Origin of the sequence: Burkholderia anthina (genome assembly GCF_001547525.1) — a bacterium.
GTDB lineage: Bacteria > Pseudomonadota > Gammaproteobacteria > Burkholderiales > Burkholderiaceae > Burkholderia > Burkholderia semiarida.
Map to the genome: position 1 here is coordinate 2,190,038 of NZ_CM003768.1, position 26,249 is coordinate 2,216,286.

A 26,249-nucleotide genomic window follows, 5' to 3' on the forward strand; every position below is an offset into this window, starting at 1 on the left:
GATCGGACCCGCCGTTCGCGCGCAAAACGTCTAAGCTTAAGGTCGGTTCCGTTCAGCAGGAGAATCTCATGCACTATCGACGGCTAGGCCGCTCCGGCCTGCAGATCAGCGAGCTTTCCCTCGGCTCGTGGGTGACGTACGGCAACCAGGTCGACCAGCGGGTCGCGCGCGAATGCCTCGCCGCGGCACGCGACGCGGGCGTCAATTTCTTCGACAACGCCGAGGTTTACGCCGGCGGCAAATCCGAGGAAATCATGGGCCACGCGCTCAAGTCGCTCGACTGGCCGCGCGTCAGCTATATCGTGTCCACGAAGTTCTTCTGGGGGCTCGCGGAAGCCCCGAACCAGTATCACACGCTGAACCGGAAATACCTGCTGAACGCGATCGACGGCTCACTGCGCCGGCTACAGCTCGACTATGTCGACCTCGTCTATTGCCATCGCCCCGATCCGCATACGCCGATCGAGGAAACCGTCTGGGCAATGAGCGACATGATCGTGCGCGGCAAGGCGCTGTACTGGGGCACGTCGGAATGGAGCGCCGACGAGATCCGCGCGGCATGCGAGATCGCCGAGCGGCATCATCTGCACAGGCCGGTCGTCGAACAACCGCAGTACAACCTGTTCCACCGCACCCGGGTCGAACAGGAATATGCGCGGCTCTACGACGATTACGGCCTCGGCCTCACGACCTGGAGCCCGCTCGCGTCGGGCCTGCTCACCGGCAAGTACCGCAACGGCGTGCCGGCCGGCAGCCGCGCGCAGTTGCAAGGCTACGACTGGATGCGCGAACGCCTGACCGATCGGGCCGCCAACGACATCGTCGAACGGCTCGGCGAGATCGCCGCCGAGCTCGGCTGCAGCACCGGCCAGTTGGCCATCGCGTGGGTGCTCGCGAATCCGCGCGTGAGTTCGGTCATCACGGGCGCCTCGCGGGTCGACCAGATCGGCGACAACATGCGCGCGCTCGACGTTGCCGCGAAGCTGACGCCGGATGTGAAGCAGCGCATCGAGGCGGTAGTCGGCGACGCATACGAGTAAGGCGACTCGCGACCACTCGCGTACAATACGCGGCCGCATCGGTGCCCGGCCTGACGGCCGCGCACGTTCGACCGTTTTAATCGATTCATCTTTCGTTTCAGGCAGCCAGCCATGCTCAGTTATCGTCACGGTTTTCACGCAGGCAACCACGCGGACGTGCTCAAGCACACCGTCGTCGTCCAGCTGCTGCGCTACCTGAACAAGAAAGACAAATCGTACTGGTACATCGATACGCACGCGGGCGCCGGCGTGTACTCGCTGCGCGACGGCTATGCAGCGAAGACGTCGGAATTCGATACCGGCATCGGCCGGCTGTGGAACGAAAAGAGCCTTCCGGAAGCGCTGGGCGACTATATCGATGAAGTCCGCGCGCTGAACGACGACGGCGAACTGCACTTCTACCCGGGCTCCCCGTACATCGCCTGGCGGTCGATGCGCGAGCAGGACCGGATGCGTCTGTTCGAAATGCATACGACGGAAATCGATGTGCTGCGCCACAATTTTCGCGATGCGGGGCGACGCGCGATGATCTTCGCCGGCGACGGCTTCGAAGGTATCAAGGCGCTGCTGCCGCCGCCGCCGCGACGCGCACTCGTGCTGATCGATCCGTCCTACGAGGACAAGAAGGATTACGCGCGCACGGTGAGCTGCGTGACGGAAAGCCTGAAGCGTTTCGCGACCGGCTGCTATGCCATCTGGTATCCGCAGGTCACGCGGACGGAATCGCAGCGCTTTCCCGAGCAGTTGAAGCGCCTGCAGCCGAACAACTGGCTGCACCTGACGCTGACGGTGTCGAATCCGCCGACCGATGGACTGGGCCTCTACGGAAGCGGGATGTTCATCCTGAATCCGCCATATACGCTCGCCCAGAGCATGAACGAGGTCCTGCCCTACCTGGTCGAGAAGCTGGGACAGGATAGCGGCGCCCGCTGCCAGATCGAGCACCGCGGCAACTGATCTGGCGGCCGGCGGTTACGGTTGCGGTCTGGGCGCCAGTCTCGGCTGGTTGGCCGGCTGCCCGTTCCATACGGGAACATTGATGTACGGCGCGACGAACAGCGGAACCGACGTATTCGGTCCCTGCCCGGCTGGAGCCCGCATGCCTGCCGGCTCGACGATCGGCTCCGAAGACAACGGTGTCGTCTGCAACACCAACCCGCCCTTGCCGTCCTGGATACCGCGCTGGGTATCGAGCACGAGCGGCCTGGACGACGTCGCGGCACCTACAGCGAAGCCATGGACGAGCATTGCCGCGCCCAGAACGAGACGCGCGCAGGTACTGCGTCGCACATCGACACGCACACGCATGATCGTGTCCTTCCCGATGAAAAGTAGGCCCATACCATAGCGCTGCACCGACGATTTCGCCAGATCCGGCGCACAAAAAAACAAAGCCCCGTCAATACGGGGCTTGCTTATCGTTCGGTGCCGCTCGGCACCCGACGGTCACTCCGATTACAGCGAGTAGCCGTTGGTTTCGAGCGAGCGGATGCGGCGCTCGAGCTGAACGATGTCCGACGACGTGGCGAGGTAAGCCTCACGGCGCTCACGTTCTGCGGACTCGAACCAGTTGCTCAGCTTTTCGACGATGTAGGCGATCATGACGTTCTCCAAGGAAGAGGGACCCCTGGTGAATCGATATTCAGGGATTTCCCGTATAGGGTTATCCCGAATTATAGCGACGCCGCACCAAGATGCTAGTGAAATACTTGCATGGTCACCATTCCGATTTGGAATGGAGCCGCACCGACCACCTGTAACTCATTGATTTTTATAGGAATAGAGCTGGAGCCCGTTTTGCGGCTCGAGGAAGCGCACTAATTTGGTTCATCGACGGGGTCGGCGAGGCGCGCCAAAATCGGGCATTCAGGCCGCCCGTCACCATGGCAGTGCGCGGCCAGATCGGCCAGCGTGTCGCGCATGTCGCTGAGTTCGGCGATGCGTTTGTCGAGTTCGGCCACGTGCTCGAGAGCGATCGATTTCACTTCGGCGCTGGCGCGCGAGCGATCCTGCCAAAGCATCAGCAGCTTGCGAATGTCCTCGACGAGAAAGCCGAGTCGCCGCGCCTGACGGATGAATCTCAGGATATGGATTTCGTCCGCGCCGTAGATCCGGTAGCCGGCATCGGTCCGCTTGCTCGGCGCAAGAAGGCCGACCTGTTCGTAGTACCGGATCATTTTCGCGCTGACTCCGGATTCGCGCGACGCGTCGCCGATATTCATTCCCTGCCCTCTTCATCAAGCCCTGGTTTCGAACACGAACGGCGACGGAGGCCATCGCCGACGACACGTCGATCGTATCAAATCGAGAGGTTTCGTTCCGAGGGACAGCTTGGTCGCAGGAGCGCAGATGGAACGGGTGCGGCCCGACGCAAGCCTTTCGGGATGCCGAAATGCAAAAACCCCCGCCTTGTCGGGCGGGGGTTCTTGGCTTAGGGAGCCTGACGATTACCTACTTTCACACGGGAATCCGCACTATCATCGGCGTGGAGTCGTTTCACGGTCCTGTTCGGGATGGGAAGGGGTGGGACCGACTCGCTATGGTCATCAGGCAAAGGGGGTTGTTCTGCTGGCGTGGCCAACAGAACCAATCTGGGAAGAAGCAGTAATTTTGAATTGTGTGTATCACACACGAGAATCCAACATGTCTCGTCTTGCTACGCAGGTCACCGGTACTTCAACCGGCGCGCCGCATCGATCAGCTTCGCTGCTCGACGCTCTGCGTGGGATGCTCGTAAGTGCTGAAGCACTAACGATCATCGACACAAGGCAGACTTGTTATAGGATCAAGCCTTACGGGCAATTAGTATCGGTTAGCTGAACGCATTACTGCGCTTACACACCCGACCTATCAACGTCCTGGTCTCGAACGACCCTTCAAGGAGGTCAAGCCTCCAGGGATATCTCATCTTAAGGCGAGTTTCCCGCTTAGATGCTTTCAGCGGTTATCTCTTCCGAACATAGCTACCCGGCGATGCCACTGGCGTGACAACCGGTACACCAGAGGTTCGTCCACTCCGGTCCTCTCGTACTAGGAGCAGCCCCCTTCAAATATCCAACGCCCACGGCAGATAGGGACCAAACTGTCTCACGACGTTTTAAACCCAGCTCACGTACCTCTTTAAATGGCGAACAGCCATACCCTTGGGACCGGCTACAGCCCCAGGATGAGATGAGCCGACATCGAGGTGCCAAACACCGCCGTCGATATGAACTCTTGGGCGGTATCAGCCTGTTATCCCCAGAGTACCTTTTATCCGTTGAGCGATGGCCCTTCCATACAGAACCACCGGATCACTATGACCTGCTTTCGCACCTGCTCGACTTGTCGGTCTCGCAGTTAAGCACGCTTATGCCATTGCACTATCAGCACGATTTCCGACCGTACCTAGCGTACCTTCGTACTCCTCCGTTACGCTTTGGGAGGAGACCGCCCCAGTCAAACTGCCTACCATGCACTGTCCCCGACCCGGATCACGGGCCAAGGTTAGAACCTCAAACAAACCAGGGTGGTATTTCAAGGACGGCTCCACCGAAACTAGCGTTCCGGTTTCATAGCCTCCCACCTATCCTACACAGATCGGTTCAAAGTCCAATGCAAAGCTACAGTAAAGGTTCATGGGGTCTTTCCGTCTAGCCGCGGGTAGATTGCATCATCACAAACACTTCAACTTCGCTGAGTCTCGGGAGGAGACAGTGTGGCCATCGTTACGCCATTCGTGCAGGTCGGAACTTACCCGACAAGGAATTTCGCTACCTTAGGACCGTTATAGTTACGGCCGCCGTTTACCGGGACTTCAATCAAGAGCTTGCACCCCATCATTTAATCTTCCGGCACCGGGCAGGCGTCACACCCTATACGTCCACTTTCGTGTTTGCAGAGTGCTGTGTTTTTATTAAACAGTCGCAGCCACCAGTTTATTGCAACCCCTTCACCCTCCTGGCGCAGGCCAGTCAAGCTACAAGGGCGTACCTTATCCCGAAGTTACGGTACCAATTTGCCGAGTTCCTTCTCCCGAGTTCTCTCAAGCGCCTTAGAATACTCATCTCGCCCACCTGTGTCGGTTTGCGGTACGGTCATCGTTAGACTGAAGCTTAGAGGCTTTTCTTGGAACCACTTCCAATTGCTTCGCTCCCGAAGGAGCTCGCGCCACACCCTTGAATCCCGCGCCCGGATTTGCCTAAGCGCCTTCTCCAATGCAGCGACCGGGACGTCCAACACCCGGACAACCTTCCGCGATCCGTCCCCCCATCGCATCTAACAATGGTGCAGGAATATTGACCTGCTTCCCATCAGCTACGCATTTCTGCCTCGCCTTAGGGGCCGACTCACCCTACGCCGATGAACGTTGCGTAGGAAACCTTGGGCTTACGGCGAGGGGGCCTTTCACCCCCTTTATCGCTACTCATGTCAGCATTCGCACTTCCGATACCTCCAGCACCCTTTACAAGGCACCTTCGCAGGCTTACGGAACGCTCTCCTACCATGCGAGCAAGCTCGCATCCGCAGCTTCGGTATATAGCTTAGCCCCGTTACATCTTCCGCGCAGGACGACTCGATCAGTGAGCTATTACGCTTTCTTTAAAGGGTGGCTGCTTCTAAGCCAACCTCCTGACTGTTTTAGCCTTCCCACTTCGTTTCCCACTTAGCTATATTTGGGGACCTTAGCTGGCGGTCTGGGTTGTTTCCCTCTTGACACCGGACGTTAGCACCCGATGTCTGTCTCCCGTGATTGCACTCTTCGGTATTCGGAGTTTGCTATGGCGGGGTAATCTGCAATAGACCCCCCAACCATGACAGTGCTCTACCCCGAAGGTGAGACACGAGGCACTACCTAAATAGTTTTCGGAGAGAACCAGCTATTTCCAGGTTTGTTTAGCCTTTCACCCCTATCCACAGCTCATCCCCTAACTTTTCAACGTTAGTGGGTTCGGACCTCCAGTACGTGTTACCGCACCTTCATCCTGGCCATGGATAGATCACCTGGTTTCGGGTCTACGCCCAGCAACTGAACGCCCTATTCGGACTCGCTTTCGCTACGCCTGCCCTATACGGTTAAGCTTGCTACTGAACGTAAGTCGCTGACCCATTATACAAAAGGTACGCCGTCACCCCTTGCGAGGCTCCGACTGTTTGTATGCATGCGGTTTCAGGATCTATTTCACTCCCCTCCCGGGGTTCTTTTCGCCTTTCCCTCACGGTACTGGTTCACTATCGGTCGATCACGAGTATTTAGCCTTGGAGGATGGTCCCCCCATCTTCAGACAGGATTTCACGTGTCCCGCCCTACTTGTCGCACACCTAGTTCTTTCATACTGTTTTCGCCTACAGGGCTATCACCTGCTATGGCCGCACTTTCCAGAGCGTTCGGCTAACAATACAAATAAAGAGTGCAAGGCTCATCCCATTTCGCTCGCCACTACTTTGGGAATCTCGGTTGATTTCTTTTCCTGCGGTTACTTAGATGTTTCAGTTCACCGCGTTCGCTTCGCATGGCCTATGTATTCAGCCATGGATACTCCATAAGGAGTGGGTTTCCCCATTCGGACATCTACGGATCAAAGCTCGTTTGCCAGCTCCCCGTAGCTTTTCGCAGGCTACCGCGTCCTTCATCGCCTGTGATCGCCAAGGCATCCACCACATGCACTTGTTCGCTTGACCCTATAACGAGTCTGTCTCATGTCGGCCATCGTTAGCGCTTTAGCGCTTACGAGGGCCCCATCCCCGCATGGGGGACGACAGCCGCTACAGGTTGAGTTCTCGCGTTGTGCCGTATTCCAAAATCGAGCCGAACAATGAAGTTCGAATCATCTTGAGATACATCGATACAATCACAACCCGGATAGCTTTCCACGTCCATCTCAAGACGCTTCCGCTATCCAAATTACTTACTTCTTCCAGATTGTTAAAGAACGACAGCCGATACTTTCGTACCGCTCTGACTGGCTCAATCGCCAATGACAAAGACTCGAACCACGCTTCGTTCGAACGCTTGTCATTGAAGATTGGTGGAGGCAGACGGGATCGAACCGACGACCCCCTGCTTGCAAAGCAGGTGCTCTCCCAGCTGAGCTATGCCCCCATGAGTACAGATGCCCTCAGGTGTGTACCGCCACACAAGACGTGGTGGGTCTGGTTGGATTCGAACCAACGACCCCCGCCTTATCAAGACGGTGCTCTAACCGACTGAGCTACAGACCCCTGAGTCTGTCTTTAATTTACAGCCGATAAGCGTGAGCGCTCAACTTGTGCGAGAAGCTCTGGAAAGGAGGTGATCCAGCCGCACCTTCCGATACGGCTACCTTGTTACGACTTCACCCCAGTCATGAATCCTACCGTGGTGACCGTCCTCCTTGCGGTTAGACTAGCCACTTCTGGTAAAACCCACTCCCATGGTGTGACGGGCGGTGTGTACAAGACCCGGGAACGTATTCACCGCGGCATGCTGATCCGCGATTACTAGCGATTCCAGCTTCATGCACTCGAGTTGCAGAGTGCAATCCGGACTACGATCGGTTTTCTGGGATTAGCTCCCCCTCGCGGGTTGGCAACCCTCTGTTCCGACCATTGTATGACGTGTGAAGCCCTACCCATAAGGGCCATGAGGACTTGACGTCATCCCCACCTTCCTCCGGTTTGTCACCGGCAGTCTCCTTAGAGTGCTCTTGCGTAGCAACTAAGGACAAGGGTTGCGCTCGTTGCGGGACTTAACCCAACATCTCACGACACGAGCTGACGACAGCCATGCAGCACCTGTGCGCCGGTTCTCTTTCGAGCACTCCCGCCTCTCAGCAGGATTCCGACCATGTCAAGGGTAGGTAAGGTTTTTCGCGTTGCATCGAATTAATCCACATCATCCACCGCTTGTGCGGGTCCCCGTCAATTCCTTTGAGTTTTAATCTTGCGACCGTACTCCCCAGGCGGTCAACTTCACGCGTTAGCTACGTTACTAAGGAAATGAATCCCCAACAACTAGTTGACATCGTTTAGGGCGTGGACTACCAGGGTATCTAATCCTGTTTGCTCCCCACGCTTTCGTGCATGAGCGTCAGTATTGGCCCAGGGGGCTGCCTTCGCCATCGGTATTCCTCCACATCTCTACGCATTTCACTGCTACACGTGGAATTCTACCCCCCTCTGCCATACTCTAGCCTGCCAGTCACCAATGCAGTTCCCAGGTTGAGCCCGGGGATTTCACATCGGTCTTAGCAAACCGCCTGCGCACGCTTTACGCCCAGTAATTCCGATTAACGCTTGCACCCTACGTATTACCGCGGCTGCTGGCACGTAGTTAGCCGGTGCTTATTCTTCCGGTACCGTCATCCCCCGACTGTATTAGAGCCAGGGATTTCTTTCCGGACAAAAGTGCTTTACAACCCGAAGGCCTTCTTCACACACGCGGCATTGCTGGATCAGGCTTTCGCCCATTGTCCAAAATTCCCCACTGCTGCCTCCCGTAGGAGTCTGGGCCGTGTCTCAGTCCCAGTGTGGCTGGTCGTCCTCTCAGACCAGCTACTGATCGTCGCCTTGGTAGGCCTTTACCCCACCAACTAGCTAATCAGCCATCGGCCAACCCTATAGCGCGAGGCCCGAAGGTCCCCCGCTTTCATCCATGGATCGTATGCGGTATTAATCCGGCTTTCGCCGGGCTATCCCCCACTACAGGACATGTTCCGATGTATTACTCACCCGTTCGCCACTCGCCACCAGGTGCAAGCACCCGTGCTGCCGTTCGACTTGCATGTGTAAGGCATGCCGCCAGCGTTCAATCTGAGCCAGGATCAAACTCTTCAGTTCAAACCTGTTACTGTTTTCGGTTCCGTTAAGAACCGGTCGCTCACTCAAAGCTGACAGGAATATGAATCACTTCATAAACCTGACTTACTTTAGTGTGAGACTCTTGATACTTTCGCTATCTGATCCGAGGATCAACTCGCTTTCATCAAGCGCCCACACTTATCGGCTGTTAATTTTTAAAGAGCGTTTCTGCGAGGAATCTGAGACCCCTCGGCAGCGCTGCGTTTTCAGCAGCAGAGAAGCGAGATTATGAACCGTGTTTCGCAGCTCGTCAACAACTTTCTGAACGACTTCGTTGCGACTGCGGGGCCCAACTTCCTGCGCCGCCGCGGCTCGTTACCACCGAACCTCAACAGCACCGCTTCCCTTTCTCCCGCGCCGCGTTTCCGGTAGCGCGAAAGAGGCGTGATTCTAAGCACCCGCCCCCATCCGTGCAAGCTCTTTGTGAAGAAAGTTTGAAAAGGCCTCCGTGCGCTGCCGCGCACGGAGGCTGGGGGCTCGACGAACGATGTAGCGCTGTCGGCCGACAGGCCGTCGGCAATCTCCCCCTCTATATATAGTGGGGCGTCACTTGCCGCCCACGGCAGCCTGCAGTTGCTCGAGCGGCACCGCATCGGCCATCGCCGTGTAACCGGCATCGCTCGGATGGATTCCATCGCCGCTATCGTATCGGCGCTGCAACACGCTCGCACGCGCCGGATCGCGCAGCACCGCGTCAAAGTCCACCACGCCGTCGAACCCGCCGCCGCTCCGGATCCACCGGTTCACCTCGAGCCGGATCGCCTCGCGCCCGGCCGGCAACGCCGCCGGCGTGAGCGTCGCGCCGAAGACCTTCACGCCCTGGCGATGCGCCGCGTCAATCAGCCGGCGATAGCCGTCGATCAGCGATGCGGCCGTTACCTGCGTATGCGGGTGATCGCAATCGAGCCCGGCGCGCGACGGCATCGCCGCGAAGTTGATGTCGTTGATCCCGATCAGCACGATCGCCGCCTTCACGCCGGAGCGCGACAGCGCATCATGCTCGAATCGCGACGCCAGCGAGGTGCCGTAGCACGCGGAGTCGCTGAGCAGCCGGTTCCCGCTGATGCCGAGATTCACGACACCGATCGAATCGGCGCCCGACGCGGCCAGCCTGCGCGCGAGTGCGTCCGGCCAACGGCGGTTCCGGTTGACGGTGGAGCGCAGCCCGTCGGTGATCGAATCGCCGATCGCGGCGACGCTGGCGCGCGCGGCGCCGGACTCGACAGCCAACTCGGTCACCCACGCATATTGGGTAAAACGGGTGCGAAACGCGTCGGCGCCCGGGTCGCCCACGTGATCGCCCGGCGCGGACACATAATTGAACTGATTCGACACGCGGTGCCAGACCGTCATCCGTTGGTTCGGCCCCATCCGGAGACTGATCGCATACGGCCGCGCGGCCGTCACGTCGATCGTCACCGGATCGCTTTCGATCTCGTGACCCGGCGCGAGCGTCACCGACGCCTTGCCGCCAAACCGGACCGGCACCGCCGCGCCGCCGGCGAGCGCGGCACCTTCGCCGGCACGCGCGAGGCTCGCGGCCTCGACGACCAGCGGCGCGCGACCGTATGCGTTGCTCACGCGAATCCGCACGGCCCGCCCCGACACGGTCGGATAGACGACCTGGCGCACGGTTCGGCCGGCCACGTCGGGCGCGCGGTAAAGCGGCGGCGGCGCGGCGAGGTCGGGAATCGGCTGCAGTGCGGTCGCCCACGCGGCGACCCACCCGGCCGGCGCGGCCGACGCCTCGAGCGGCGACACGAAAACGGCCGCACCCAGCACGGCCGCGGCGAAACTGCTTCGAAATGACATCGACAAGATCCTCGTCGGAAAGCGGGCATTGTGCCGCAGAAGACGCCGGGACCCTCGCGCGAAGCCGCACTTGCGCCATTCGATCGCGCCCCGATGTCCCTCGTTTACCCCAGTCCCGCCGCAAATCCGCAATAAATTTATTAACCGACCGGTCGGTTGGTTTATAATTCGCACACATTCAACCGGACGAGAGCCTCCGCCATGTACACGCAATCCCTCGACATCCCCGGCAACGTCGCGCCGCTCGACGCCGCAGCCGAGTCGCCCGAGCAGGCGCGGTTCGATGCGGTGATGGCCGCGGACGGCAAGATCGAACCGCAGGACTGGATGCCCGATGCCTATCGCAAGACGCTGATCCGCCAGATCTCGCAGCATGCGCACTCGGAAGTCGTCGGCATGCTGCCGGAAGGCAACTGGATCTCGCGCGCGCCGAGCCTGAAGCGCAAGGCGATCCTGCTCGCGAAGGTGCAGGACGAAGCCGGCCATGGCCTCTATCTTTACAGCGCGGCCGAAACGCTCGGCGTATCGCGCGATTCGCTGGTCGACGCGCTGCATGCGGGCAAGGCCAAATACTCGAGCATCTTCAACTACCCGACGCCGACCTGGGCCGACGTCGGCGTGATCGGCTGGCTCGTCGACGGCGCCGCGATCATGAACCAGATCCCGCTGTGCCGCTGCACGTACGGCCCCTACGCGCGCGCGATGATCCGCGTGTGCAAGGAAGAGTCGTTCCATCAGCGCCAGGGCTTCGACGCGCTGCTGTCGATGATGAAGGGCAGCGACGCGCAGCGTGCGATGGTCCAGCAGGCCGTCGACCGCTGGTGGTGGCCGGTGCTGATGATGTTCGGCCCGAGCGACGCGGATTCGGTCCACAGCAATCAGTCCGCGAAATGGGGCATCAAGCGGATCTCGAACGACGATCTGCGCCAGAAATTCGTCGACGCGACGGTCGATCAGGCGAAGGTGCTCGGCGTGACGCTGCCCGACCCCGACCTGAAATGGAACGAGGCGCGCGGTCACTACGACTACGGCGCGATCGACTGGGACGAATTCTGGCGCGTGGTCAACGGCGACGGCCCGTGCAACAAGGAACGCCTCGCCACTCGCGTGAAGGCGCACGAGGACGGCGCCTGGGTGCGCGAAGCCGCGCTCGCACACGAAGCGAAGCGCCGCGCCCGCGCCGAACAGCACGCCGCCTGAGCGGCACCCCTCGAATCCAGGAATCAGGAGAAGGTAATGAACAAGGAATGGCCGATCTGGGAAGTGTTCGTGCGCAGCAAGCAGGGCCTCGACCACAAGCACTGCGGCAGCCTGCACGCCGCCGATGCGACGATGGCGCTGCGCATGGCGCGCGACGTCTACACGCGTCGCCAGGAAGGCGTGAGCATCTGGGTGGTGCCGTCGTCGGCGATCACGGCGTCGGATCCGAGCGAGAAGGCCGAACTGTTCGAGCCGGCGGGCGACAAGATCTACCGTCACCCGACGTTCTACACGCTGCCCGACGAAGTCAACCACATGTAACGCCCGCGCCATGACGATCACGCCCGAACACCTCTCCTACGTGCTGCGCCTCGCGGACAATGCGCTGATCCTCGGTCAGCGCAACGCCGAATGGTGCGGCCACGGCCCGATCCTCGAGGAAGACATCGCGCTCACCAACATGAGCCTCGACCTGATCGGCCAGGCGCGCATGCTGTACACGCACGCGGCCGAGCTCGAGCGCCAGCTCACCGGCGCGACGAAGACCGAGGACGACTACGCGTACTTCCGCACCGAGCGCGAATTCGCGAACTTCACGCTCGCCGAGCTGCCGCACTATGGCCCGCTCTCCGGTACCGCGCACGCCGACAAGGACTACGCGGTGACGATCGTGCGCAACTTCCTGTACGCGGCGCTGATGCTGCACGTGTGGAGCGCGCTGGAAACGTCGACCGACACGCAACTCGCCGCGATTGCCGCGAAATCGGTGAAGGAAACCCGCTATCACGTGCAGCATGCGCGCGAATGGCTCGTGCGCCTCGGCGACGGCACCGACGAATCGCACCGCCGCGCGCAGGCCGCGCTCGATTACCTGATGCCGTACACGCGCGAATTCTTCGCCGCCGATGCGGTCGACGACGCGATCGTCGCACCGGGCATCGGCCCGGCGCCGGCCGCGATCGAGGCCGCGTGGCGCGCGGACGTGGACGATGCGCTCGCCGAGGCCACGCTCACGCCGCCGACTCCGGTGAAGCATGTGACGACCGGCAAGCAGGGCGAGCACTCGGAACACATGGGCTACCTGCTCGCCGAAATGCAGAGCCTCGCGCGTCAGCATCCCGGTGCGAGCTGGTAACCGCCCCACGCCACGGAGCCCGACGATGTCCGCCCAGACCGCCGCCCCCACCCACGGCGCTCCCGCCGCGCACCGCGACGATCCGCTGCTCGCCCGCGCATGGGACGTGCTGGAAGCCGTGCCCGATCCGGAGATTCCGGTCGTGTCGATCCGCGAGCTCGGCATCCTGCGCGACGTCCGCCGCGCGGACGACGGCCGGCTCGAAGTCGTGATCACGCCGACCTACTCGGGCTGCCCCGCGATGTCGCAGATCGCCGAGGACATCGCCGCCGCGCTGCAGGCCGCCGATCTGCCGCCGCACCGGATCGAGACGGTGCTCGCCCCCGCGTGGACGACCGACTGGATCACGCAGGCAGCGCGCGACAAGCTGCGGGCCTACGGCATCGCGCCGCCGGTCGGCCAGTGCGACAGCACCGCGCCGCGGGAGCACGTCGTGCGCTTCGTGCCGCGGCAGGTCGCGGCGCCCGCCTGCCCGCGCTGCGGCTCCGCGCGCACCGAACGTCTCGCGCAATTCGCGTCCACGGCCTGCAAGGCGCTGTATCGCTGCGTCGACTGCCGCGAACCCTTCGACTACTTCAAACCCTACTGAATATGGCGACCCCGCAATTTCACCCGCTGCGTATCCGCGACGTGCGGCCCGAGACCGCCGATGCCGTCACCGTCTCGTTCGACGTGCCGCCCGAACTGCGCGACGCATACCGCTTCACGCAGGGCCAGTTCGTCACGCTGAAGACCCACATCGACGGCGAGGAGACGCGCCGCTCGTATTCGATCTGCGTCGGCACGACGGACTACGATCGCGACGGCGAATTGCGCATCGGCATCAAGCGCGTGCGCGGCGGCCGCTTCTCGAACTTCGCGTTCGACACGCTGAAGCCCGGCCACACGATCGACGTGATGACGCCGGACGGCCGCTTCTTCACGCACCTGAACGCCGACCATGGCAAGCAGTACGTCGCGTTTTCCGGCGGCTCGGGGATCACGCCGGTGCTCGCGATCGTGAAGACGACGCTCGAGCTCGAGCCGCGCAGCACGTTCACGCTGATCTACGGGAACCGCAGCGTCGACGCGATCATGTTCGCGGAGGAGCTGGAAGACCTGAAGAACCGCTACATGAACCGCTTCGTCCTCTATCACGTGCTGTCGGACGACCTGCAGGACGTCGAGCTGTTCAACGGCGTGCTCGATCAGGCGAAGTGCGCGGAATTCCTCGCCACGCTGACGCCGGCCGACGCGATCGACGAGGCGTTCATCTGCGGCCCGGCGCCGATGATGGACGCCGCCGAAGCGGCGCTGAAGGCGGCCGGCGTGCCGCAGGCGAAGGTGCACGTCGAGCGCTTCGGCACGCCGCTGCCGCAGGCCGGCGCACCGGTCGTCGAGATCACCGCGCAGACGCCGGCCGCCGACCTCGAAATCGTGCTCGACGGCAAGAAGCGCAAGCTGCGCTTGCCGTACGAAGGCGTGAGCCTGCTCGACGTGGGCCTGCGCGCGGGCCTCGCGCTGCCGTACGCATGCAAGGGCGGCGTGTGCTGCACGTGCCGCGCGAAGGTGATCGAAGGCGAAGTGCGGATGGAGAAGAACTACACGCTCGAGGAGCACGAAGTGAAGGACGGTTTCGTGCTCACGTGCCAGTGCCACCCGATCAGCGACAAGGTCGTCGTGAGCTTCGACGAACGTTGAGCGGCGTCGCGTCGCGGCGCCGGGCGGTTTCTCGCCGTCACACATCTCGCTTACACTAGGGTCTGTTTACATATGGAACGCGCATGCGTTGCCACGAGAACGGCCGCTCGCGAGGCGTGCGACGCCGCGAATACTGACGTATTCGCAAGGAGCACAACGCGGCGAGCGGCCGTTCTCGTGGCAACCCCAAATTAAAAAAATCATGTCAGGGGAATGCCCGAAATCGCCCGTATGGCGGCGTCGCTCGTCGCTTGTTTGGCGCGGCCAAACGGCGCTTCTCACTCCTTGCCCTACGAGCGATTTCGGGCATTCGCATGTGCGTTCCATATGTAAACAGACCCTAGGGGCCGCCGGCCGGCTGGACATCGCAACGTCCGCCCGGCCGGCGGTTTTCTTTTGTTGACGACAGGCCGATGAGTACCATTCATGTGATTCAGGGCGGCACCGCCGCCGCGTCGCTGCGCGAGGCCCTTGCGCTAGCCGGACGCGACGAGCGCGTCGTCGGGTTGCTCGACGATCTCGGCGTCGGGCCGCTGAAGGGCGTCGACGAGACGCCCGACACACGCGCCGCGTTCTGGCAGCACGTGCTCGGCGACCAGATTCCCGACTGGAACGCGGAAATCGAGGCCGAATTCGCGCGCCTCGACCAGCTTGCGATGGATACCGGCCAGGTCGTCGTGTGGCACGCGCCGAGCGTCGGCGACAAGCTGCTGCTGCGCCGGGTCGCCTATCACCTGCGCAACGTGCCGCAGCGCCTGAACGAGGTGCGGCTGTCGGCCGCCGACCTCGACGCCGCGCAGCGCGCAGCGCTGTCGCGCACCGACCAGGCGTGCGCGACCGGAATGTTCTCGCCCGCGGAACTGGCGCGCAAGCGGCCGGCGGCCGCGCCGGTCTCGGTCCTGCGCATCGGCCGCCTCGCGCTCGAATGGCAGGAGGCGAAGCACCTGAACGCCGAACTGCGTTATTGGGTCAGCAACACGATCAAGAGCGGCCACTACGCCGATCTCGACGCGCTGATCGTCGCGCGCGCGGAAGCCGACTGGCAGCCCGCGCAGCGCCTCGTCGGCAGCATCATGGCCGCGGCCGACCGCGGCGGGCTGTTCGTCAGCGACTCGATCGCCTGGTGGCGTTGCCGCGAGCTCGCGGCAGCCGGTCGGCTCGAACTGCAGGACGATGCGCCCGCAGCCCTCTCTTCCACGCGCGTGCGCGCAGCCGCCGCGGCCGCGCACCGCTAATCTTCCGTATTCGACCATGGCCCGAACCCGAGCGCCCGACCACGAATCCCAGCGCGAGCAGATCCTCGACCTGGCCGCCGAGAAATTCGCGCAGACGAGCTACCCGAGCACGTCGATGTCCGATCTCGCGACCGCGAGCGGCACGTCGAAGGCGCGGCTCTATCACTATTACGAGAGCAAGGAAGCGATCCTGTTCGACCTGCTCGACCGCTACACGAAGCGGCTGATGCTGATCATCGCCGAGGTCGAGGGCGCGAGCCAGCGGCGCGGCCTCAGCGAGCGCGACGCGTTCGCCGAACTCGTGCGCGCGTTCCTCGCCGAATACGAGACGTCGCACAGCCGCCACGTCGCGCTGCTCAACGACGTGAAGTATCTGGAGGACGCGCAGCGCGAAATCGTGCTCGACCGCCAGCGCGACATCGTCGCGGCGTTCACGCGACAGCTCGCGCGCGCCTACCCGGACCGGATCTCGAAGGAAAACCAGACCCCGGTGACGATGATGGTGTTCGGGATGATCAACTGGACCTTCACGTGGCTGAAGCCCGGCGGCCGCCTCGGCTACCGCGACTTCGCCGAACAGGTGATCGACCTGATCGAGCGCGGGCTGTCGACGGCGGCCTGATTGCCGCGCGGCAGCATGCGTTGCGCGACGGGCACAGTGCGACCGCCCGCCGCGCATTTCATATGATGAATTTTAAATCCGTTCAAAATCAGCAGGTTACGGAATGAACTAAGCGGATTTAGAATTCCCCCTCAGGACAAAGAACGTCAAATACGGGTTTTCCCCAACCTCGCTCGGGTAAAATGCTGTTGCATTGCACAACCCGCTTGTGCACCCACACTGAGGAACCCACGATGAACACGCAATTCAACGGCCGTGCCGATGCTGTCGGCAAGGTCGGTACTGCGCCGGTTCTCGTCAGGGAACTGGCTTCCAAAGACCGTGAGCAAATGCTCACCCACTTTCTCTCGCTCGACGAAGAGGACCGCCTGCTGCGCTTCGGCCAGATGGTGCCCGACCACGTGATCGAGAACTATGTCCGCACGATCGATTTCGGTCGCGATACCGTGTTCGGCGTGTTCGACCACGACCTCGAACTGATCGGCGTCGGCCACCTGGCCTACTTGCCGGCCGAGGGCGACACGCGCACGGCCGAATTCGGCGTGTCGGTGCTCGAAAGTGCGCGCGGCCGCGGCGTCGGCTCGAAGCTGTTCGAGCGCGCGGCGATCCGCAGCCGCAACACGCACGTGACGATGCTGTACATGCATTGCCTGTCGCGTAACGCGACGATGATGCACATCGCGAAGAAATCCGGGATGCGGATCGAGTACGCGTACGGCGAAGCCGATGCGTACCTGTCGCTGCCGCCCGCCGACCACTCGACGATCATCGCCGAGATGCTGCAGGAACAGGCTGCGGTGTTCGACTACGCGATGAAGCGCCAGGCGCGCCGCACGACGAAGTTCATCGAATCGCTGATGCCCTCCGCACTGACGGCCTGACGTCGATGACGTCGGCCAGCCGGGCCGCGCCAGCGGCGCGCCCGGCGCCCTCCCTTCCCCGCCACGCTAGCGCACCGAACGAATCGGCAACGCCGTCGTTTCCTTGAAGCAATCGAGCGAGAAGCTCGTTTTCACGTCGATCACCGACGGGTGATGCAGCAGATGCTCCTGCACGAAGCGGGAGAAATGCGCCATGTCCTCGACCTGCACGCGCAGCAGGTAATCCATGTCACCCGTCATCGCGTGGCACGCGACCACTTCCGGCCAGGTCTGCACGGCCGCGCGGAACAGTTCCGCGTGGGTCGCGCCCGCGCGCGCCGACGTCTCGTCGGCCCGGACCGGCGCGAGGCCGCCGCGCTTCTCGAGCCGCACGCTCACGTACGCGAGCAGGTCGAGCCCGAGCTTCTGCGGATTCAGCAGCGCGACATAGCCGGTGATCACGCCGATTTCCTCGAGCCGCCGGATTCGCCGCAGGCAGGGGCTCGGCGACAGGTTCACGCGCTCGGCGATCTCCTGGTTCGACAGGCGCCCGTTCTCCTGAAGAATCGCGAGAATCCGCCGGTCGATGGCATCCAATTCAGCCTGCGCCATCTTCTGCCCTCCATCGATAATTTCGAGACTGCAAATTGCGCCATCGTAGGCGCGGGCGATTAAGTTCGCAAGTTTCCGCTCGCGGCCGCCCGCTACACTCTGTCGCATGTATCGACTTGCCGCGCATGCTGGTGACGGGCACGGCCGTCGACATCGAACCAGGCCGGACATGCGCACGTCGCGCCGGCCGATCGCCCCGCACAGGAGACACGACATGCAGATCCCCACCTGGGACAACCCCGTCGGCACCGACGGCTTCGAATTCATCGAATACACGGCGCCGGACCCGAAAGCGCTCGGACAACTGTTCGAGCGGATGGGTTTCACCGCGATCGCGCGCCACCGCCACAAGGACGTGACGGTGTACCGCCAGGGCGACATCAACTTCATCATCAACGCGGAACCCGATTCGTTCGCGCAACGCTTCGCGCGGCTGCACGGCCCGTCGATCTGCGCGATCGCATTCCGCGTGCAGGACGCCGCCAAGGCATACCAGCGCGCGCTCGAACTCGGCGCGTGGGGCTTCGACAACAAGACGGGCCCGATGGAGCTGAACATCCCGGCGATCAAGGGGATCGGCGATTCGCTGATCTATTTCGTCGACCGCTGGCGCGGCAAGAACGGCGCGCAACCGGGCGCGATCGGCGACATCAGCATCTACGACGTCGACTTCGAGCCGATTCCCGGCGCGAACCCGAACCCGGTCGGCCACGGCCTCACCTACATCGATCACCTGACGCACAACGTGCATCGCGGCCGCATGCAGGAGTGGGCCGAGTTCTACGAGCGCCTGTTCAACTTCCGCGAAGTCCGCTACTTCGACATCGAAGGCAAGGTGACGGGCGTGAAGTCGAAGGCGATGACGTCGCCGTGCGGCAAGATCCGCATCCCGATCAACGAGGAAGGCTCGGATACGGCCGGCCAGATCCAGGAATACCTCGACGCGTATCACGGCGAAGGCATCCAGCACATCGCGCTCGGCGCGAGCGACATCTACCAGGCGGTCGACGGGTTGCGCAGCAAGGAAGTGAAGCTGCTCGACACGATCGACACGTATTACGAGCTGGTCGACCGCCGCGTGCCGAACCACGGCGAATCGCTGGAAGAACTGAAGAAGCGCAAGATCCTGATCGACGGCGCGCGCGACGACCTGCTGCTGCAGATCTTCACCGAGAACCAGATCGGGCCGATCTTCTTCGAGATCATCCAGCGCAAGGGCAACCAGGGCTTCGGCGAAGGCAACTTCAAGGCGCTGTTCGAATCGATCGAACTCGACCAGATCCGCCGCGGCGTCGTGCAGGACAAGGCCTGACGCATCCGCCGGGCGGCGGCGCCGCGCTACCGGGCCAGCCGCACGATCCGGCGACACAAAGAAAAAGGGCGGGAACCCGAGGATTCCCGCCCTTTTTGCATGCCGGCGCGGCCCGGAGGCCGCGCGATCGCATCAACGCACGCTCGCCTTCGACTCGGCGGCACGCGCGGCCGACGGCTGTGCCACGGCGTCCTGGGCCGGCACGATCTGAAGCATCTGCGCGCCGGCTGCCGCCAGCGCGCTCGCGCCTTGCGCACGCACCGGGCCGGTCATCGCGAAAAACGCGGCGGACACGATCAGGAAACTCTGGATATGACGTGTGTTCATTGCACCTCCTGTAAAACTGCCGGCGCCTCCCCGAGCGCGTCGGAACGCACCCACGCGGCCGGGCACCTCCGGCAGGCCGACAAGATTAACGGCATTTGCCCGCAGATCGATGCGGCTTTACATGCTTTTACATGATGTAACCCATGATCTCGCCCTGTTTCGCGATGTGCGGACGCCCCTGCCCTGCGTCGCGACCGATGGGCGGCGGGTTTGCCCCAGTGCTACCATCCCTTAAAACCGGCGAACATGCCGGCCACTGCCGACGCGTCCAAAAGATGCCGACGCAACCGAAGTTTTGGTGATCCCAGACCGGGTGGAGGAGACAGTTAATGAATGCCCCGCTAGACGCAGACCAACGCGCGTCGCTAGAAGCCGCGCTGAAGTCCGTCACGCTTGACGACAAATACACGCTGGAACGCGGCCGCGCGTACATGAGCGGCATCCAGGCCCTCGTGCGCTTACCGATGCTCCAGCAGGAACGCGACCGCGCCGCCGGTCTCAATACGGCCGGCTTCATCTCCGGCTACCGCGGCTCGCCGCTCGGCGGCCTCGATCTGTCGCTATGGAAAGCCAAGCAGCACCTGGCCGCCCACCAGATCGTCTTCCAGCCCGGCCTCAACGAAGATCTCGCCGCCACGGCCGTGTGGGGTTCGCAGCAGGTGAACCTGTACCCCGGCGCGAAATACGACGGCGTGTTCGGCATGTGGTACGGCAAGGGCCCGGGCGTCGATCGCACCGGCGACGTCTTCAAGCACGCGAACTCGGCCGGCTCATCGCAGCACGGCGGCGTGCTCGTGCTCGCCGGCGACGACCACGCGGCGAAATCGTCGACGCTCGCGCACCAGTCCGAGCACATCTTCAAGGCCTGCGGGCTGCCGGTGCTGTTCCCGTCCAACGTGCAGGAATATCTCGATTTCGGCCTGCACGGCTGGGCGATGAGCCGCTACTCGGGCCTGTGGGTCGCGCTCAAGTGCGTGACGGACGTCGTCGAATCGTCGGCGTCGGTCGACATCGACCCGCATCGCACCGAGATCGTGCTGCCGACCGATTTCATCCTGCCGGAAGGCGGGCTGAACATCCGCTGGCCCGATCCGCCGCTCGTGCAGGAAGCGCGGCTGCTCGACTACAAGTGGTACGCGGCGCTCGCCTACGTGCGTGCGAACAAGCTCGACCGGATCGAGATCGATTCGCCGAGCGCGCGCTTCGGGATCATGACCGGCGGCAAGGCGTACCTCGACGTGCGCCAGGCGCTGATCGACCTCGGCCTCGACGACGAAACCTGCGCGCGGATCGGCATCCGGCTCTACAAGGTCGGCTGCGTGTGGCCGCTCGAAGCGCAGGGCGCGCAGGCGTTCGCGCGCGGCCTCGACGAAATCCTGGTGGTCGAGGAAAAGCGCCAGATCCTCGAATACGCGATCAAGGAAGAGTTGTACAACTGGCCCGATGCGCAACGCCCGCGCGTGTTCGGCAAGTTCGACGAGAAGGACGGCGCCGGCGGCGAATGGTCGGTGCCGATGGGCAACTGGCTGCTGCCCGCGCACTACGAGCTGTCGCCCGCGATCATCGCGAAGGCGATCGCGACGCGGCTCGATAAATTCGAATTGCCGTCCGACGTGCGCGCGCGCATCGCGGCGCGGCTCGCGGTGATCAACGCGAAGGAAATGGCGCTCGCGAAGCCGCACGTGCAGACCGAGCGCAAGCCGTGGTTCTGCTCGGGCTGCCCGCACAACACGTCGACGAACGTGCCGGAAGGCTCGCGCGCGATCGCCGGGATCGGCTGCCACTACATGACCGTGTGGATGGACCGCAGCACGAGCACCTTCAGCCAGATGGGCGGCGAAGGCGTGCCGTGGATCGGCCAAGCGCCGTTCACGGACGAGAAGCACGTGTTCGCGAACCTCGGCGACGGCACCTATTTCCATTCGGGGCTGCTCGCGGTGCGCGCGGCGATCTCGTCGAAGGCGAACATCACCTACAAGATCCTCTACAACGACGCGGTGGCGATGACGGGCGGCCAGCCGGTCGACGGCGTGCTGACGGTGCCGCAGATCACGCACCAGCTCGCGTCCGAAGGCGCGAAGAAGATCGTGATCGTCACCGACGAGCCGGAGAAGTACGACAGCCAGAAGGCGCTGCTCGCGCCGGGCGTGACGATCCATCACCGCGACCAGCTCGACGACGTGCAGCGCGAGCTGCGCGAGATCGAAGGCACGACGATCCTGATCTACGACCAGACCTGCGCGACCGAGAAGCGCCGCCGCCGCAAACGCGGCACGTATCCGGACCCGGCGAAACGCGTCGTGATCAACGAAGCGGTGTGCGAAGGCTGCGGCGACTGCTCGGTGCAGTCGAACTGCCTGTCGGTCGAGCCGCTGGAGACCGAATTCGGTACGAAGCGCCAGATCAACCAGTCGAGCTGCAACAAGGACTTCTCGTGCGTGAAGGGCTTCTGCCCGAGCTTCGTCACGGTCGAGGGCGGCCAGTTGAAGAAGCCGAAGGCCGTGTCGGTCGACGGCAGCGCATTGCCGCCGATTCCGGAACCGACGCTGCCGGCGATCGACCGTGCGTACGGCGTGCTCGTCACCGGCGTGGGCGGCACGGGCGTCGTCACGATCGGCGCGCTGCTCGGGATGGCCGCGCACCTGGAGAACAAGGGCGTGACCGTGCTCGACGTCACGGGCCTCGCGCAGAAAGGCGGCGCCGTGATGAGCCACGTGCAGATCTCGCACGCGCCGACCGACATCCATGCGACGCGGATCGCGATGGGTGAAGCCGATCTCGTGATCGGCTGCGACGCGATCGTCACGGCCGGCGACGAATGCACGTCGCGGATGCGGCACGACGCGACGCGCGTGGTGGTCAACAGCGCGCAGACGCCGACCGCCGAGTTCATCAAGAACCCGAACTGGGCGTTCCCCGGCCTGTCCGCCGAGAACGACATCCGCGCGGCCGCCGGTGAAGCGGTGGACTTCATCGACGCGAACCGCTTCGCGGTCGCGCTGCTCGGCGACGCGATCTACACGAACCCGTTCGTGCTCGGCTACGCATGGCAGAAGGGCTGGCTGCCGCTGACGCTCGCGTCGCTCGAACGCGCGATCGAGCTGAATGCGGTGTCGGTCGAGAAGAACCGCGCGGCCTTCGACTGGGGCCGCCGCGCCGCGTACGACCTGGCCAGCGTGAAGCAGGCCGCGGCCGGCGACGTTCGCCCCGCGCAGGGCGCCACGGTGATCTCGCTGCACACGAGGAAGGCGGTCGACGCGCTGATCGCGAAGCGCGTGGAATTCCTCACCGCGTACCAGAACGCCGCTTACGCGTCGCGTTATGCGGCCTTCGTCGACAAGGTGCGCGCGACCGAACGAGCGCTCGCGGACGGCGACGCGATGCAGGAGCCGCTGACCGAAGCGGTCGCGCGCAACCTGTTCAAGCTGATGGCGTACAAGGACGAATACGAGGTCGCGCGGCTGCAATCCGACCCTGCGTTCCTCGCGCGCCTGACCGCGCAGTTCGAAGGCGACTGGAAGCTGAAATTCCACCTCGCGCCGCCGCTGTTCGCGAAGACGGATGCGCACGGCCATCTCGTGAAGAAGGCGTACGGCCCGTGGATGATGTCGGCATTCCGGCTGCTCGCGAAGGCGAAGTTCCTGCGCGGCACGGCGCTCGACCCGTTCGGCCGCACTGCGGAGCGCCGCACCGAGCGCGCGCTGATCGGCGAGTACGAAGCGCTGATCGGCGAGGTGCTGGCCAAGCTGACCGCGGCCAACCGCCCGCTCGCGCTCGAGCTCGCGGCGCTGCCGGACGGCATTCGCGGCTACGGCCACGTGAAGGAGAACAACCTGCGCGCGGTACGCCAGAAATGGGACGCGCTGCTCGCGAAATGGCGTTCGCCGGCAGGCGGCCAGTCGCACCAGCAGGTCGCTTAACGAACGGCGCGCGCCGCGGGCGGGCGCGTTCCGGACGATCTTCCTGACGTCCTGCCGCCCCCCGCCCTCGCCCGTTACGGTTCACGCGAAAAAAAGCCACGGAACGCAGGTTCCGTGGCTTTTTCATTGCGCCGCGCGTGACGCGCGACGCCCGCGGGCGTGGACTTACTTCGTGTTCACGTTCGCGGCGGCAACGGCCGTCATGTTGATGATCCGGCGTACGGTCGCGGCCGGGGTCAGGATGTGGACGGGCTTGGCCGCGCCGAGCAGGAACGGGCCGACCGTCACGCCTTCGCCGCCGACCATCTTCAGCAGGTTGTACGCGATGTTCGCCGCTTCGACGTTCGGCATGATCAGCAGGTTCGCCTCGCCCGACAGCGTCGTGCCCGGGAACGCCTGCTTGCGGATCAGTTCCGACAATGCCGCGTCGCCGTGCATTTCGCCGTCGACTTCGAGGTTCGGCGCACGTTCGACGATCAGCTTGCGCGCCTCGGCCATCCGGCGCGACGACGCCGACGGCGCGCTGCCGAAGTTCGAGTTCGACAGCAGCGCGGCCTTCGGCGTGATGCCGAAGCGCTCGATCTCGGCCGCGGCCTGGATCGTCATGTCGGCGAGCTGGTCGGCGCTCGGCAGCTCGTTCACGTACGTGTCGCACACGAACAGGTTGCGGCCCGGCAGCATCAGCAGGTTCATCGCGGCGAAGTGCTCGGCACCCTTCGCGCGGCCCAGCACCTGCTCGATGAACTTCAGGTGGCTGTGGAACGTGTCGATCATCCCGCAGATCATCCCGTCCGCGTCGCCCAGATGCACGAGCATCGCGCCGATCAGCGTGTTGAACTTGCGCATCGCGGCCTTCGCGACTTCCGGCGTCACGCCGTCGCGCGCGCCGATCTCCTGATACGCCTGCCAGTAGCGGTGGTAGCGCGCATCGTCTTCCGGATCGACGATTTCGAAATCGGTGCCGGCCTTCAGCTTCGAGCCGATCTTCGCGAGGCGCATGTCGACGACCGACGGACGGCCGATGATGATCGGCTTCGCGATCTTTTCCAGCAGCACGAACTGCGCGGCGCGCAGCACGCGCTCGTCCTCGCCCTCGGCGAACACGATGCGGGCCTCCTTCTGCTTCGCGGTCGCGAACACGGGGCGCATCACCATGCCGGTGCGGTAGACGGTCGCGCCGAGCTGCTCGCGATAGGCGTCCATGTCCTGGATCGGGCGCGTGGCGACGCCCGAATCCATCGCGGCCTGAGCGACGGCCGGCGCGATCTTGATGATCAGGCGCGGATCGAACGGCTTCGGAATCAGGTAGTCCGGCCCGAATTCGAGCGAATGGCCTTCGTACGCCTTCGCGACTTCCTCGCTCTGGTCGGTTTCCTGGGCCAGCTCGGCGATCGCGCGCACGCACGCGAGCTTCATTTCTTCCGTGATCGTCGTCGCGCCGACGTCGAGGGCGCCGCGGAAGATGAACGGGAAGCACAGCACGTTGTTGACCTGGTTCGGGTAGTCCGAGCGGCCGGTCGCGACGATCGCGTCCGGGCGCACGGCTTTCGCGTCTTCCGGGCGGATTTCCGGTTCCGGGTTCGCGAGCGCCAGGATCAGCGGCTTGTCGCCCATCGTCTTGACCATGTCCTGCTTCAGCACGCCCGCGCTCGAGCAGCCGAGGAACACGTCCGCGCCGACGATCGCGTCGGCGAGCGAGCGCGCGTCGGTGTTCGCCGCATAGCGCTGCTTCGACGGATCGAGGTTGCCGCGCCCTTCGTAGATCACGCCCTTCGAATCGGCGACGAGGATGTTCGACTTCGTGAGGCCGAGGTTCACCAGCAGGTCCAGGCACGCGATCGCGGCCGCGCCGGCGCCCGAACACACGAGCTTCACGTCGGCGAGTTTCTTGCCGACGACCTTCAGGCCGTTCAGGATCGCGGCCGACGCGATGATCGCGGTGCCGTGCTGATCGTCGTGGAAGACGGGAATCTTCATGCGCTCGCGCAGCTTCTGCTCGATGTAGAAGCATTCCGGCGCCTTGATGTCCTCGAGGTTGATGCCGCCGAGCGTCGGCTCGAGCATCGCGATCGCCTCGACGAGCTTGTCGGGGTCGGACTCCGACAGTTCGATGTCGAACACGTCGATGCCCGCGAATTTCTTGAAGAGGCAGCCCTTGCCTTCCATCACCGGCTTCGCGGCGAGCGGGCCGATGTTGCCCAGACCGAGCACGGCCGTGCCGTTGGTGATGACGCCGACGAGGTTGCCGCGCGACGTGTACTTCTGCGCGTCGAGCGGATCGGCGTGGATCGCCTCGCACGCGGCGGCGACGCCCGGCGAATACGCGAGCGACAGATCGAGCTGGTTCGACAGCGGCTTGGTCGGGGTGACCGAAATCTTGCCGGGTTTCGGGTTCAGGTGATAAGCGAGAGCGGCCTGCTTCAGTTGTTCGTCCATGATTGACCTGCGAGAGACATGCGAAATATTGACGACTCAGTACACAGCACCTTCGGCCGCGTCTGCTTGAATCGAGGGGATGGTCGACTGCGAGACGGCCCGCGACGCGCCGGATCGGCACGCCATCGAACCTTGGCGGATGGCAAGAGGAAAGTACAAAGTACTGAACGATTTCTTAGGGTCGCCTAGTGTACACCCCCTAAATGACCTCCGTTGGTGCACCGCCGCATCCCCGGCATC

The 26,249-nt window shown here is 63.2% G+C and carries 19 protein-coding genes, 2 tRNA genes and 3 rRNA genes; 12 read left to right on the plus strand and 12 right to left on the minus strand.

Features of this window, described 5'->3' with window-relative positions; genetic code table 11:
• Window positions 1–68 precede the first annotated feature (68 nt).
• Together WS64_RS10045 and WS64_RS10050 are read left to right on the plus strand one after the other, a co-directional pair.
• On the plus strand, window positions 69–1,040 hold the full coding sequence (locus WS64_RS10045; protein WP_059583531.1) for a potassium channel beta subunit family protein: 972 nt from the start codon (window positions 69–71) through the stop codon (window positions 1,038–1,040).
• Between the two features lie 111 nt (window positions 1,041–1,151).
• Window positions 1,152–1,997 carry a 23S rRNA (adenine(2030)-N(6))-methyltransferase RlmJ gene (locus WS64_RS10050; protein ID WP_060966377.1) on the plus strand — a complete coding sequence of 282 codons (846 nt, stop codon included), beginning with the start codon at window positions 1,152–1,154 and terminating at the stop codon, window positions 1,995–1,997.
• Window positions 1,998–2,012: 15 nt separating this feature from the next.
• Here WS64_RS10050 and WS64_RS10055 read toward each other — a convergent pair whose 3' ends face one another.
• The 9 genes from WS64_RS10055 to WS64_RS10090 form a co-directional block, all read right to left on the minus strand.
• Entirely contained in the window at window positions 2,013–2,381 is a 369-nt protein-coding gene (locus WS64_RS10055; RefSeq protein WP_060966378.1) for a hypothetical protein, read from the minus strand.
• 114 nt (window positions 2,382–2,495) lie between these two features.
• Window positions 2,496–2,642, minus strand: a complete 147-nt coding sequence (locus WS64_RS32630) for a DUF3563 family protein (RefSeq protein ID WP_080970925.1) — start codon at window positions 2,640–2,642, stop codon at window positions 2,496–2,498.
• Window positions 2,643–2,857: 215 nt separating this feature from the next.
• Window positions 2,858–3,262, minus strand: coding sequence for a Cu(I)-responsive transcriptional regulator (cueR, locus tag WS64_RS10060; protein ID WP_059583527.1), 405 nt, complete (start codon window positions 3,260–3,262; stop codon window positions 2,858–2,860).
• A gap of 216 nt (window positions 3,263–3,478) precedes the next feature.
• A 5S ribosomal RNA gene (gene rrf, locus WS64_RS10065) occupies window positions 3,479–3,591 on the minus strand.
• A gap of 230 nt (window positions 3,592–3,821) precedes the next feature.
• A 23S ribosomal RNA gene (locus tag WS64_RS10070) occupies window positions 3,822–6,701 on the minus strand.
• Between the two features lie 345 nt (window positions 6,702–7,046).
• Window positions 7,047–7,122 (minus strand) — tRNA-Ala (locus WS64_RS10075).
• Between the two features lie 42 nt (window positions 7,123–7,164).
• A tRNA-Ile gene (locus WS64_RS10080) sits at window positions 7,165–7,241 on the minus strand.
• Window positions 7,242–7,304: 63 nt separating this feature from the next.
• Window positions 7,305–8,837: ribosomal RNA gene (locus WS64_RS10085) — 16S ribosomal RNA — on the minus strand.
• The 16S, 23S and 5S rRNA genes sit together here with 2 tRNA genes alongside, the layout of an rRNA operon.
• Before the next feature lie 567 nt (window positions 8,838–9,404).
• Window positions 9,405–10,670, minus strand: a complete 1,266-nt coding sequence (locus WS64_RS10090) for an SGNH/GDSL hydrolase family protein (protein ID WP_060966379.1) — start codon at window positions 10,668–10,670, stop codon at window positions 9,405–9,407.
• Window positions 10,671–10,871: 201 nt separating this feature from the next.
• Between WS64_RS10090 and paaA the strand changes: the two genes are divergently transcribed.
• The 8 genes from paaA to WS64_RS10130 all read left to right on the plus strand — a co-directional run bounded on the left by paaA (window position 10,872) and on the right by WS64_RS10130 (window position 17,423).
• Window positions 10,872–11,870, plus strand: a complete 999-nt coding sequence (paaA, locus tag WS64_RS10095) for a 1,2-phenylacetyl-CoA epoxidase subunit PaaA (protein ID WP_059643734.1) — start codon at window positions 10,872–10,874, stop codon at window positions 11,868–11,870.
• 36 nt (window positions 11,871–11,906) lie between these two features.
• Window positions 11,907–12,191 (plus strand): 1,2-phenylacetyl-CoA epoxidase subunit PaaB, encoded by a 285-nt coding sequence (paaB, locus tag WS64_RS10100; RefSeq protein ID WP_006482881.1) that lies wholly within the window; start codon window positions 11,907–11,909, stop codon window positions 12,189–12,191.
• Window positions 12,192–12,201: 10 nt separating this feature from the next.
• The gene (gene paaC, locus WS64_RS10105) at window positions 12,202–13,005 is read left to right on the plus strand and encodes a 1,2-phenylacetyl-CoA epoxidase subunit PaaC (protein ID WP_059643732.1); all 804 of its coding nucleotides are present in this window, start codon (window positions 12,202–12,204) and stop codon (window positions 13,003–13,005) included.
• 25 nt (window positions 13,006–13,030) lie between these two features.
• Window positions 13,031–13,594, plus strand: coding sequence for a 1,2-phenylacetyl-CoA epoxidase subunit PaaD (gene paaD / locus WS64_RS10110; protein ID WP_060966380.1), 564 nt, complete (start codon window positions 13,031–13,033; stop codon window positions 13,592–13,594).
• Window positions 13,595–13,596: 2 nt separating this feature from the next.
• Window positions 13,597–14,685, plus strand: a complete 1,089-nt coding sequence (gene paaE / locus WS64_RS10115; protein WP_059578243.1) for a 1,2-phenylacetyl-CoA epoxidase subunit PaaE — start codon at window positions 13,597–13,599, stop codon at window positions 14,683–14,685.
• A gap of 413 nt (window positions 14,686–15,098) precedes the next feature.
• The gene (locus WS64_RS10120; RefSeq protein ID WP_060966381.1) at window positions 15,099–15,920 is read left to right on the plus strand and encodes a DUF1835 domain-containing protein; all 822 of its coding nucleotides are present in this window, start codon (window positions 15,099–15,101) and stop codon (window positions 15,918–15,920) included.
• Window positions 15,921–15,936: 16 nt separating this feature from the next.
• A complete protein-coding gene (locus WS64_RS10125; protein ID WP_059578238.1) occupies window positions 15,937–16,542 on the plus strand; it encodes a TetR/AcrR family transcriptional regulator in 606 nt (201 codons plus the stop codon).
• Window positions 16,543–16,775: 233 nt separating this feature from the next.
• Window positions 16,776–17,423 (plus strand): GNAT family N-acetyltransferase, encoded by a 648-nt coding sequence (locus WS64_RS10130; protein WP_060966382.1) that lies wholly within the window; start codon window positions 16,776–16,778, stop codon window positions 17,421–17,423.
• A gap of 66 nt (window positions 17,424–17,489) precedes the next feature.
• On the opposite strand, the gene WS64_RS10135 is transcribed toward WS64_RS10130, so the two are convergent.
• Window positions 17,490–18,014: an Lrp/AsnC family transcriptional regulator gene (locus tag WS64_RS10135; RefSeq protein ID WP_040143005.1), complete on the minus strand. Its 525-nt coding sequence runs from the start codon at window positions 18,012–18,014 to the stop codon at window positions 17,490–17,492.
• 214 nt (window positions 18,015–18,228) lie between these two features.
• Between WS64_RS10135 and hppD the strand changes: the two genes are divergently transcribed.
• Window positions 18,229–19,326, plus strand: a complete 1,098-nt coding sequence (hppD, locus tag WS64_RS10140) for a 4-hydroxyphenylpyruvate dioxygenase (protein ID WP_059578227.1) — start codon at window positions 18,229–18,231, stop codon at window positions 19,324–19,326.
• A gap of 132 nt (window positions 19,327–19,458) precedes the next feature.
• Here hppD and WS64_RS10145 read toward each other — a convergent pair whose 3' ends face one another.
• Complete coding sequence (locus tag WS64_RS10145; RefSeq protein ID WP_059578224.1) at window positions 19,459–19,653, minus strand: hypothetical protein; 195 nt, start codon at window positions 19,651–19,653, stop codon at window positions 19,459–19,461.
• A gap of 329 nt (window positions 19,654–19,982) precedes the next feature.
• On the opposite strand from WS64_RS10145, the gene WS64_RS10150 reads away from it, so the two are divergent.
• A complete protein-coding gene (locus WS64_RS10150; RefSeq protein WP_060966383.1) occupies window positions 19,983–23,573 on the plus strand; it encodes an indolepyruvate ferredoxin oxidoreductase family protein in 3,591 nt (1,196 codons plus the stop codon).
• Between the two features lie 165 nt (window positions 23,574–23,738).
• Here the strand turns inward: WS64_RS10150 and WS64_RS10155 are convergent, their stop codons facing one another.
• A complete protein-coding gene (locus WS64_RS10155; protein WP_059578218.1) occupies window positions 23,739–26,009 on the minus strand; it encodes an NADP-dependent malic enzyme in 2,271 nt (756 codons plus the stop codon).
• Window positions 26,010–26,249: the final 240 nt, after the last annotated feature.